General features: G+C 34.8%; 10 protein-coding genes. 6 read left to right on the top strand and 4 right to left on the bottom strand.

Annotated elements, in window-relative coordinates; genetic code table 11:
- The first annotated feature begins 1 nt into the window (after window position 1).
- The 5 genes from QA612_RS15085 to QA612_RS15105 all read left to right on the top strand — a co-directional run bounded on the left by QA612_RS15085 (window position 2) and on the right by QA612_RS15105 (window position 5272).
- Window positions 2–184: a hypothetical protein gene (locus tag QA612_RS15085; RefSeq protein ID WP_278284646.1), complete on the top strand. Its 183-nt coding sequence runs from the start codon at window positions 2–4 to the stop codon at window positions 182–184.
- A gap of 757 nt (window positions 185–941) precedes the next feature.
- Entirely contained in the window at window positions 942–1592 is a 651-nt protein-coding gene (locus QA612_RS15090) for a GDSL-type esterase/lipase family protein (RefSeq protein ID WP_278284647.1), read from the top strand.
- A 78-nt stretch (window positions 1593–1670) separates the two neighbouring features.
- Window positions 1671–2276: a hypothetical protein gene (locus QA612_RS15095; protein WP_278284648.1), complete on the top strand. Its 606-nt coding sequence runs from the start codon at window positions 1671–1673 to the stop codon at window positions 2274–2276.
- A 157-nt stretch (window positions 2277–2433) separates the two neighbouring features.
- Complete coding sequence (locus tag QA612_RS15100; protein ID WP_278284649.1) at window positions 2434–4278, top strand: UbiD family decarboxylase; 1845 nt, start codon at window positions 2434–2436, stop codon at window positions 4276–4278.
- Between the two features lie 337 nt (window positions 4279–4615).
- Window positions 4616–5272, top strand: coding sequence for a class I SAM-dependent methyltransferase (locus tag QA612_RS15105; RefSeq protein WP_278284650.1), 657 nt, complete (start codon window positions 4616–4618; stop codon window positions 5270–5272).
- A 295-nt stretch (window positions 5273–5567) separates the two neighbouring features.
- Here QA612_RS15105 and QA612_RS15110 read toward each other — a convergent pair whose 3' ends face one another.
- A complete protein-coding gene (locus QA612_RS15110) occupies window positions 5568–6860 on the bottom strand; it encodes a globin-coupled sensor protein (protein ID WP_278284651.1) in 1293 nt (430 codons plus the stop codon).
- 744 nt (window positions 6861–7604) lie between these two features.
- Between QA612_RS15110 and QA612_RS15115 the strand changes: the two genes are divergently transcribed.
- Window positions 7605–10250 carry a cation-translocating P-type ATPase gene (locus QA612_RS15115; protein WP_278284652.1) on the top strand — a complete coding sequence of 882 codons (2646 nt, stop codon included), beginning with the start codon at window positions 7605–7607 and terminating at the stop codon, window positions 10248–10250.
- Window positions 10251–10689: 439 nt separating this feature from the next.
- Here QA612_RS15115 and QA612_RS15120 read toward each other — a convergent pair whose 3' ends face one another.
- The 3 genes from QA612_RS15120 to QA612_RS15130 form a co-directional block, all read right to left on the bottom strand.
- Window positions 10690–11241 carry a hypothetical protein gene (locus tag QA612_RS15120; RefSeq protein ID WP_278284653.1) on the bottom strand — a complete coding sequence of 184 codons (552 nt, stop codon included), beginning with the start codon at window positions 11239–11241 and terminating at the stop codon, window positions 10690–10692.
- 75 nt (window positions 11242–11316) lie between these two features.
- Window positions 11317–11622, bottom strand: coding sequence for a TIGR04104 family putative zinc finger protein (locus QA612_RS15125; RefSeq protein ID WP_278284654.1), 306 nt, complete (start codon window positions 11620–11622; stop codon window positions 11317–11319).
- 226 nt (window positions 11623–11848) lie between these two features.
- Window positions 11849–12352 (bottom strand): hypothetical protein, encoded by a 504-nt coding sequence (locus QA612_RS15130; protein WP_278284655.1) that lies wholly within the window; start codon window positions 12350–12352, stop codon window positions 11849–11851.
- Window positions 12353–12441: the final 89 nt, after the last annotated feature.

Here is a 12441-nt window from a genome sequence, read left to right on the forward strand (position 1 = left end):
AATGGCTAACAACAATAATAATAACAACCGTAACCGCAACAACCGCAATAATGAAAACAATAACCAAGAATTAAATGTAGATAACGTAAATGCGGAGTTTGCAAACGAAAATGAATTTAACAACAACAACCAAAATAACAGAAACAACCGTAACAATCGCAACAACAACAATAACAACAACTAAATAATACGTTTACTTAACCCTCATGATAGCCTCCTTATACATGGAGGCTATCTTTTTTATTGTTTCGATTCAGAAATCAAAAGTAGCTACTGCAGCGACTATATCCAGTTCTCTCCCCCTAAGATTTAGTTTCAATCTCCAACCATATACAAGGTGTATTTTATAAAATATACATATCCTTCATTTCTATACACTTAATTTTTAGCTCTGTTAAATTTGTTATTGCTTTTTGCTGCTTTGCAGTCGTCTAGAACACTTCTTGACTACCGTATTTCACTCCTGAAGCAGTTTTATTTTCAGGATATACTGCCCATGCAAGAAAACACTTGCACCATGTTGGATGAAAATTAATTTTAATCCAATTGGAATGAGTGGAATCCTACGAGACTCCCTGTGGGAACAGCAACAGGTGAAGACCCCGCACTTCGGCACAGTGTGCGAAGGGTGAGGCTGAGGCGTTGCCCGCGGTAAAGATAGACACTGCGATTGCGAATGTAGTGAAGATGTCGCACTTATACCCTTGGGGTGAAAGCGAAGTGGGCTGGAACGAATGATTAACCTGACCTTTATTTGCTAATACGATTAAGTTTTATAACAGCTATTTTCAGGGTAGACAATTTTTTAAAAAAGCATTTAACATACTTCATTCATTTACTTCATACCTACTCCATTCAACCTTCCAAATAGATGAGCAGTAACAAATTTCTACACGAATCATATAAATAATTATAGCTTGGATAGTAATGAGGTGGAGAGAATGAAAGCACCAATCTATTATACAGCTTTAGGAGACTCGTTATCCGCCGGGGTTGGGTCCTTCAATAAATCCGGTTTTGTTCAAAGGTATGCCAAGTTTCTTGAATATTATTACCGTATACCAGTTGTAACGAATATGTATGCAAAGCCTCGAATTACATCTACTGAACTATTACACATGCTATCTAATCCTGAAATTCAAAGGAGCATTTATTTTTCTAAAATTATTACCATTTCTATTGGGGGAAACGATTTAATTCGAGCAAATAGAATGTATAAAAAAATGAAAAACCCAGCTGTTTTTCAAGATGTACATGGCTACTTCAATCAAACCATAAATCAAATCTTATATAAAATATCAGAAATAAAAAAGGCAGCAAATGATTCATCCTATATCGCCCAATTAATCGGTATATATAATCCATATCCAAAACTCTCCTATAGTGATTATTGGATTTATCAATTTAACTCCGTTCTTTATTCTTATACTTCTTCAAATATTCACTATATTGATTTGCACCAACTATTTATGTCTCATGGGAAAAAGCTTTTAGCGTGGGGAATCCATCCAAATGGTAAAGGTTACGAGCAAATTGCACATCAATTAAGCTTAAGCTTTCAGAAATTTCATTACAATAAACCTACAATTTAATTGATATTAGGAAAAGCTTAAATTGTAAGAATAAATCACCTCCTTTCCCTATACTTTTTAATAAGGGAGGTGTTTTTTTTGATTAGCTTATTTATAAAAAATAAGAGGTTCATGGAATATGATGAATTAGTTTCTCCTTACGGGAAATTTTTCACTGTTGACATAGGCATTACAAGTGTTAATCCAAACGATATAATCGGATTATCTATTCCACAGAAAGAGCTTGAAAAAGACACTACTTTAAAAAGGCTACGATCCTATATTAAGAAAAAAGGGTGGATTAATAAGCACCCTCATTCTATACATTTAATACGATTACCAAACTTAAAATATACTGTAGGAAATAAAGGTAACCGTCGTTCATACTTAGCAAATGAATGCAAATTAAATAGCATTCTTGCCTATGTTTCTGTATTAATCCCAGAAAAAATGTTGGTAGAGGATATGTATAGACTAAAAAAATTATTTGCTGATCAAAAGAAATTTGCAGCAAAAGCTCGTCAAATAAGAAATTGGCTTGAGATAAATGGTAAAAGTGAATATGAAGGAATAAACTATAAAGAAGAGAACGATTTACTGCAATCATTGTGCTATAGAGAAAATCAAATCGTGAAAGAAATAAACTCCATATTAATGAGAGTAGCAATAAAAAATGATTTAATAAACGAACGAGAGCTAATGTAGAATAAAAGGGCGTTTCTGCTAATTAAAGCGGAAGCGCCTTCATTTTTTCATGAAGGTTAACGTGTAACAACAAAATTAAAAGGCTTACAGCAAAAAGAGACATATAATGCTATAACAAGTATAATAAAAGAAACGACTAAAATAGGAGCTAGTGATTATGTATCGTAATTTAGAAGAATGTATCCTTCACTTAGAGAAAAACGGACACCTCATTCGTATTAAAGAGGAAGTTGATCCCTACCTAGAAATGGCTGCAATCCATATGAAGGCATATGCAGCTGGAGGACCTGCAATATTATTTGAAAACGTTAAAGGATCAAAATATAAGGCAGTCTCCAATTTATTTGGAACAGTGGAAAGAAGCAAGATTATTTTTGAAAAGACATGGGAAGCCACACAAAACGTCATTTCCTTAAGAAATGACCCAATGAAAGCATTAAAAAATCCATTTAAACAGATGAATAGTGGGGTTACTGCAACGAAAGCACTTCCCATGAAAAAATCAAAGGGTATACCAGCTCATTTTGAAGAAATTAATATATCTGATCTACCACTTATCCATCATTGGCCAGATGATGGTGGTGCATTTGTCACCTTGCCTCAAGTGTATTCAGAAGATCCTGAAAAGCCAGGAATTATGAATGCCAATTTAGGAATGTATAGAGTTCAACTAAGTGGTAACGAATACGAGATGGACAAAGAGATAGGACTTCATTATCAAATCCATCGTGGAATAGGGGTCCATCAGCATAAGGCAACAAAACAAAGTAAACCATTAAAGGTCAGTATTTTTATTGGGGGACCTCCCTCCCATACATTAGCAGCTGTTATGCCTCTACCAGAAGGGTTATCGGAAATGACTGTAGCTGGAATGCTAGCTGGACGTCGATTTCGGTACAGCTATATGGATGGCTATTGTATTAGTCATGATGCTGATTTTGTTATAACTGGTGAAATTCATCCTGGAGAGACAAAGCCAGAGGGCCCATTTGGAGATCACCTTGGCTACTATAGTTTAGTTCACGAGTTCCCGTTAATGAAAGTTCACAAGGTTTATGGCAGAAAAAATGCTATTTGGCCATTTACCGTTGTTGGTCGTCCTCCTCAAGAAGACACAGCCTTTGGTGACCTTATTCATGAATTAACAGGAGGAGCAATTAAACAAGAAATACCTGGGGTAAAGGAAGTTCATGCCGTTGATGCAGCAGGGGTACACCCCTTACTTTTTGCTATTGGAAGTGAACGATATACTCCTTATCAAAAGGTGAAGCAGCCAGCAGAGCTTCTTACTATTTCAAACCGTATTTTAGGAACTGGGCAATTAAGCTTAGCGAAGTATTTGTTTATTGCTGCTGAAGAGAATCAATCTCTTGATACTCATAAAGAGGAAGAATTCTTATCGTACTTGCTAGAACGAATGGACTTTCACCGAGACATTCATTTTCAAACAAACACGACAATTGATACATTAGATTATTCTGGGACAGGCTTGAATACTGGAAGTAAAGTAGTCTTTGCCGCTTGTGGTGACAAAAAACGTGACTTATGTATGGAAGTTCCAGATCCTTTAAAGGATTTAGGAGAATTCGGACAAGCACAACTGGTCATGCCAGGTATTGTAGCTGTAGAAGGACCTAAATTTGAAAACTATGAAGACACAGAACAACAAATGAAGCGTTTATCTGACGCAGTGTCGGCAAAAGGAGAATTAACCTCCTGTCCAATGATCATCTTATGTGATGATAGTAAATTTTTAAGCGAAGAATTAAGTAATTTCCTTTGGGTAACATTTACTCGAAGTAACCCATCCCATGATATGTATGGTATAAATAGCTTTTACGACAACAAGCATTGGGGCTGTGACAACGTGATCATTGATGCACGAACAAAGCCACATCACGCACCACCATTAATCCCAGACCCAAATGCAGAAGCAAAAGCAGACCAAATTTGGCAACAAGCAATTCGTGGGGACGGTTCTCATGAGTCATTCCAAGATTAAGTAATTCAATTTTCTTGTAGAAAAATTGAATAAAAGAATAAAAATAGTGCTAAACAACATTATGTTTAGCACTATTTTTTTGTCGGGATATGAACAATAGTATGTGTTTGAGCTGAAATTAACATATGAAATCACATTATTATTAACACATTGTCACTGCACTAATTGTAGTGAGAATCGGGTTGCTATTTGTATGTTAATTTCACAAATAATTATAAGGTAATTTATAAGAACAGAGTTCGTGAAGAAAAGTTCTAAAGGAAATGGGGCAGGATAACTTAACAAAACAATAGATTAATGTGTAATAATTATTTTAATTTTTTATGGAGTGATTAAAATGAAACAAGGGGTTTGGGAAAAAGAATATAGAAATGTTGATAACTTATGGGGATTTACTCCAAACAATATGTTGTCAAACTACATTGACCTTGTTCCTAAAAGTGGAAAGATATTAGATATTGGTATTGGAGAAGGTAGAAATGCCCTATTTTTTGCTAAGCACGGATATGAGGTAGAAGGAATAGATATTTCTGAGACTGCAATAAGTAGGTGTTTGGAACTTTCAAAAGAATACAATCTTAATATCCATGCTAAAGTTGATGACATTAGAGAATATAATATTAAGAATGAAGTGTATTCCCTAATAATTCTATCTAACGTACTAAACTTTTTCTCTGATAACGATATTAGTGAAATAATTACCAAATTGAAGAATGGGTTAAAAGAAAATGGCTTAGTGTATATAAATGTCTTTGACAATGAAGAACCAAGTATAGCGAAAGCAAAAGAAAGATGTAAGCAGGTAGCTGATTTTACATATTACGATGAGAAAAATAAAATGTATCATCATTATTTTACTCAAGACGAGCTAGAAAATTTAGTGGGAGATTATAAAACTATCAGCTTGGTTAAATCACGTTTTTTAGACATTACCCACGGTCAACCACACTATCACAGTACATTAGAAATTTTATCTAAAAAAACTAAGGCATAATCCCATTGTTCTTGTACTAACACACCCTACCTATTATTAGGTTAGCCAAAATGCTAAAATATTTCTGATTGAGCTTTTAGTTGAAGCAAATAAATAAAAAGAATTAAACCACGCTTGGATTTCTCCCAAGCGTGGTTGTAAGTATTTTAGTATGTAAATTAATATTTGATATGAAATTATATGGTGTTGTATAACATTTCTCCACGTTATCCGAACTACTTACACTCAGTTGTCTTTTTTCTTTCAAAATTAGTTCTTTCATAGTTCTTTATTGATAAACATAGCCTGGAATTGATTATTGCATTTCCTCTGTTACTATTGTTAAATGGTCTGCGGAAGCAGCTACCTCATCAAAAGCACCACCAAGTTCGTTTACGATAGATACAAATGAGGCTAACTCATTCTCAATTTTACTATTATGTTTTTTCGTCTTCTCCATAGTACTTAATATCTCTTCAAACTCCTCTGATGTTTTCCCCATTGATTCATTACCAATCATAATAACATTCCTAATCTGCTCCAACGATTCAGTTACTTCCTCAACTTGTGATTCTGTTGTTCCTATTAAATTATTTACATTTGTTGCAGAATTCTTTGTTTGTTCAGACAATTTACGAATTTCACCTGCTACCACTGCAAATCCACGTCCTACGTCACCTGCTCTGGCTGCTTCAATAGCAGCATTTAATGATAATAGATTTGTTTGATCTGCAATCCCAGTAACGATATTTACGATCTCCTGCATCTCTTTTGAATTTTCTAATAATACATGAACATCTTTTGAAATATTGTCCAATGATTGAGATATATTCAACATGTTTTTCGTTTGATTATGTACTCGATTTTTCCCTTTCTCTGCTCTTTCTTGAGCTCGAGAAGATAGCTGTGTACCTGTGCACGCTAATGAAGTGATTTCTCCTGACTGTGACACCAATTGTTGAAAGGATGCATTTGTTTGTTCTGAAATTGCTGCTAAATTTTCCGAAGCATTTGCAACATTGCTCCGAATTTGTTTCTTTCCTTCCTCTAATTTCTCTTTTAATCTTTCAGACTCATTATCATAAGCTTCAAGAACTAACTGTTGTTCTAAGTTCAATATTTTAGATACAGCTTTTATTGCTAATAAGGCGTCTTTTTTATTCGATATATTCTGATCTATAATGTCTACAAGGGATAATAGTAAATCTTGGAATGCACTCATATACCATTTCGTTTGTAGTCCAATTTTCACATGCATTTGTGCAATTTTTGTACGTTTTGAAAAGTAGGTTTCATCAATTATTCCGTTAAACATTTCAGTAATATGTATTTTAAGCGTTTTCTTTAAGCGATCAATAGAACTATTGTCATTAATCATTGAAACTAATGTTGATTCTATTTCGAGATTTTTATAAAATTGTTTAACAATGCTTTCAATGTTTTCCTCCACAAAAGGCTGGATGGAATAAATAATGTTCAAGTCAACCTCTGTAAGATTTATCATTTGAACCTGTCTTTCTAACTCACTGTTTTTTGGAATTATAATCTTTCCATGTTGACTTTCAAAATTAAAATCAGAATTACTATTGTTTTTCTTCTTAAAAAACATGGTCATCCCCCTAAATCTTTTTTTACTAAAAGATCTAAAAAGCTATAAAAATAAATTACGATTAGTTTTTTATAGCAAATTTCATGTTGCACAACTATATCTACACCCCAACATTTTTACAAAATTTCCATTTATTATTTCTAACGTTTTCATTATCAATATATAGTAAATGTGAACTATGTACAATTGAATCGATCTCCCAACACTTCCATTTAAACCCTTTTTATAAACATGTATAAATTGGAACTATATAATTGGAAAATTGTGGTTTTGTTTGTTTTAGTTATTCATTTTACAAAACAACTGATTCAAAAGGCCGATTTTTATTAAAGCTTAGAATCCACATCTTGCTTTACATAACTTCCATAAAAACGACTCATGAGAACCGTCCCGCTGCACCACAAAATATTAAATTTTTGTGAACTAGCTTTATTATTTTTTGAATTGTGCTATTATATGAAAATATTAATCTATTTTTTTATATACATATATATACAAAGGGGAGTAGCGTTGGAATGATTTTCATTCATTCCAAAATAAAGTCGTCATGACATGATCTAATGGATCATCGGCTTTATTGACCTAACATGTTTAGCGAGACCTTTGTCTTTCCATTTTGGACAGGCAAAGGTCTCGTTTTTTTTGTATAAAAAAGAACTCAAGCACGCAGGAGGTGGTAAAGCTTAATATCTATTCACTCAAGGCGGGATCAAAATAATAGATAGTTAGAAAGGGAAATGTGAGATGATCGTCTATCAAAAAGCTGCAGAAGAAGTCCTATCAGATATTCATTCTTCAAAAGAAGGCCTTTCAAAGGAAGAAGCTTTCAGAAGACTAGAAAGAGACGGCTACAATGAAATTGGAGAAGTGAAAAAAGCCTCCATTTTGCAGTTGTTCCTAGAAAGCTTTAAGGATGCAATGGTAGTAGTACTACTCATTGCTGCAGGAGTTCAACTCGTTTTAGGAGAGTATGTAGAATCTATAATCATCTTTATTGTTCTAGTCATGAACGCCATCATCAGTGTCGTTCAAACAAAAAAAGCAGAAAGCTCCTTAGATGCACTTCGGAAAATGTCTGCTCCCACAGCAAAAGTTATACGAAACGGGGTAAAGGAAACCATTCCTGCAAGAGAGTTAGTCCCTGGTGATATCGTTCTATTAGAAGCTGGTGATTACGTTCCTGCCGATGGACGAATCATTGAAAACAGTTCCTTAAAAGTGAATGAAGGAATGCTTACTGGAGAATCAGAAGCAGTAAGCAAGGAGATAAATATTATTTCAGAAGAAGTGACAATAGGTGATCGTCTAAACATGGTCTTTAGCTCCTCCTTAGTTGTGTATGGACGAGCTACCGTTGTGGTTAGTGCTACAGGCTTGAATACAGAGATAGGTAAGATTGCTGATATGCTTCAGCGTGCAGAAGCAAAGCAAACACCATTACAGAGAAAGCTAGATGTATTTAGTAAAAAACTAGGAATTGCGATTTTAGTATTAAGTATCTTTATTTTTTTAGTAGAGGTTAGTAGAATTTGGCTTGGACCTGCAACAGCAGATACAGCAGGAGCTATTCTTTCAGCATTAATGTTTGCAGTAGCTGTTGCTGTTGCCGCTATTCCAGAAGCACTTCAATCAATTGTAACGATAGTCCTCTCCGTAGGGACACACAAGATGGCAAAGCGTCACGCCATTATCCGTAAGCTTCCAGCAGTTGAAACCTTAGGCTCCACAAGCGTTATTTGTACAGATAAAACTGGAACATTAACACAGAACAAAATGACTGTCATGGAGCATTTTAACCTTGGTCATTATCGCGTTAGTCTTCCTGAAAAACCTCAAGAATGGACAGCAACAGAAGCTGAGCTCATGAATACTGCTATACTATGTAATGATTCTTCAATTTTGCAGGATGGAAAGGAAATTGGCGATCCTACAGAGGTTGCACTCGTACGTTTTGCAAATAAAAAAGGGTACAATGTGGAACAAATTCGAAATAGCTATCCACGGATAGGTGAACTTCCTTTTGATTCCGATCGAAAGAGAATGTCTACCCTACACGAAGTGAAAGGGAAGAAAAGACTTTATATAAAAGGTGGACCTGACGTCGTTCTCTCCCTTGTAAATCGTGTTTATATAAATGGAGAGGTACAGCCCCTTACGAAAGAATATTTAAACCAATTCAATAAAGCAAACGAAGATTTTTCCGAACAAGCATTACGTGTACTAGCTTTTGCCTATAAAGACGTAGATAAAAGAAAATATGAGGTAGGAATTGAAGACGAGCAGGGTCTCGTTCTTGTTGGATTACTGGCCATGATAGATCCTCCTCGAGATGAAGTTTATGATTCCATTGCTCAAGCGAAAGATGCAGGTATTCGTACAGTAATGATTACTGGAGATCATAAAACAACAGCGCAAGCTATAGCAAGAGAAATTGGGATTATGGAAAATGGTGATGTGGCAGTGACAGGTATGGAGCTTGATCAAATGTCAGATGAAGAATTAGATGAACGACTTGAACATATATCTGTTTATGCTCGCGTATCACCAGAAAACAAAATACGAATTGTTCGGCACTGGCAAAAAAAGAACCAGATTACTGCAATGACAGGTGATGGGGTAAATGATGCCCCTGCTTTAAAACAAGCTGACATCGGTATTGGGATGGGAAGTGGAACAGATGTAGCAAAGGATGCTTCTGCTATGATCTTAACAGATGATAATTTCGTTTCCATCGTTAATGCCGTAAGCGTAGGCCGTACCGTTTTTGATAACATTAAAAAAGCAATTAGTTATCTTTTTGCCGGTAACTTAGGAGCAATCATTGCCATACTTTTTGCCGTTGTCATGAATTGGGCTAATCCTTTCACAGCATTGCAACTTCTATTTATTAATCTAGTTAACGATTCCCTTCCTGCCATTGCCCTTGGCATGGAAAAAGAGGAACCAGATGTAATGAAGCGAAAGCCTAGGAAAATGAATGAAGGGATATTTACAGGAAAAACCTTACGTGCTGTCGTTATAAGGGGAACGTTAATTGGGATAGCCGTTATTATTTCCCATTATATTGGTCTACAGCATTCCGACGAAATGGGAGTAGCAATGGCCTTTACAACACTCATACTTACGAGGACATTACAAACATTAGCAGCTAGATCCACCACACAAACAATTTTTGGGGTAGGCTTCTTTACTAATAAATATGTACTAGGTGCTCTCCTATTCTGCTTCACCTTATACAGCATTACCATTATGCCATTTGCCAGAGACGTTTTTGCCATTCCAGAAGCGTTCGGCTTTAACCAATGGCTAATAGCAGCTGGCCTATCAGTTGCAGCTGTAATCGTGATGGATTTGACGAAGTTGATTGGTGGATGGGGACGATTCTCATGAATCATTCGTTTTGCTAAACAAATCATCCAGTGGAGTCGCTACTAATAAAAAACTAGAGTATTTTAATTGATTGAAGGAGCAATTAGTAGTTTAATCTACTAGTTGCTCCTTCTTTTTCTTGTGAAAGAAGTATGAAACATTAATCTAATGAATTTTTACTATACTTATTAGTATTACTTCGGGAATAAGAATCGGTACTCTGATAATAGACCTATCTTTGAAGTTACTTTTATGTGTTTAATTAGTAACAGGCACATGGTTATCTTTATGAAAAACGAAGAAGAGTTTGTTAGATACTTAAAGAAATACATATTTAATTAAGACCATCTGCACTTCTATCACTGGCGGGTGTTGGGTCGTCTCCTCATGATCGGTAGAACAGAGCTACTCAGAAGTAGACAGACGGTTCTTTTGACTCACAAGAACCGTCCCTACGAATCTATTCTTTTAATTTGTGTACTGTACTTAGAAAGATGGTTGCAAAAAAAATGGCGGATGCAAGGAAAGAAATGGAATAGATAAAATCAATATTTCTTCCCAAAACTTCTACTCTAAACCTTGCAGCACCATAAGTTGTTGGAGATAAGCAAATTAAAATAATGACACACCAAATAAATCTCATCCCATTTTTTGTCGGAGTATAGATGGCATTTGCGACCTTCTTACTATTTTTAAATATATACAAGACAGTACAAATATAGGCAATCAGAAGCGAAACACCTAAGAAAATTCCTTCTCCTGAAAGTCTCCAAGAAGTCACGATCAAAAAGAAACTCGCAAGATTTCCACAAATGACCAAATATAGGATGTGCCATTTTTTATCTTCATGTTTTACTAATATATAACCATAGATACTAACGGTTATTAAAACTGTCATCACTACCCAATACAAGATAGAATATAGTGGATTTGATTCTCCAACACTAATGGCTAAGAGTCCAGTCAAAAAGGGAAGCATACCTACAATATATATATTCTTTTTACTTGGCACATTAATCACCAACCTCTTGAAGTAGAGTTATAAGGAAAGAAGGTAGACGGTTCTTTTGGGTCAAAAGAACCGTCCCTACGAATCCATTAGCGTGTCCCTTTTATTCGTAAATTCAAAGAAAAATGGAGTAGCTAACATCGCGATCGTAAATAGTCCTATTCCAATATATACGTATGAGAGAAAGCCTATTTCTAAATAGAATCGAATGAAATAGCCAGGTAATAATAAGATAACTCCAGTAGGAATCATTGTTTTCCAGTTACTTTGTGGGGTGAGATGCTGTCTTTTTCCGCATTTTGGACACTCTTTCGACCATAAATATCGCAAAGCTTCCATGTATGTATAGCTGTGTTTGCAAGACCAACACTTCGGTAATCTCATTGCTGTTCCTCCATTCTAATACTCGAGACTATGACAGTTCTAGATAAAATCCATCTTCTATTAGTATAAGATAAATATTCTTTTGTGAAAATCGGAAATAAAGTTCCTAACCTAAGCACGGCAAATAAATATTTATAAAGTAATGTAACCCCTCACCATTTTGCTCTTTCAGTTAATGCACTTCCTATTTTTCGTTCTCATTTTTTACACCTGGATGGTGTAATTTTTATCCTTTATGTCTTTCTTGATAATGGTAAAGTACTTCTAGAATCATGATAATCAACGCTACTCCGGTCGAAATGACTAAGCTATTTGCTTGGTTTAAACCAATGATCATACCAATAAGATGGAAAGCTATAATGCGAGTTAGCAATACTATAAATAAATAAAATTTATTTTTTTCTGTCATATATTTCACGAGTTTTTCTATTACACTATCAAGTGTAAATAAATAAACAAGTATGGAAATAGTAAGCATAATTAGTTGATTCATACTCAATTCTAGGGAAAACAGCATATCGACAATATTGGTGGTACCAAGCAAAACAAGTAGGAAAAAAGCAATCACTACTGTTGGAGGGAATGCGAGAATAATAGAAACTAAAAGCCAAAGGAACATATTCATCTTTTCTTCCTGAGGTTCCCTTTTATTTTTAAAATATATAAAAGTAGCGATTGGCAATAATGAAAGGAAATATACAACTGAGATTATAAGAATAATTGATCGCATGTCTACCACCTCGGAATAAATTAACATCATCGGAGGCGATCCAGATAGAACAGACTTAAAAATGCTACCGATTATTATATATACGATTC

Source organism: Evansella sp. AB-P1 (assembly GCF_029688925.1).
GTDB lineage: Bacteria > Bacillota > Bacilli > Bacillales > Salisediminibacteriaceae > Evansella.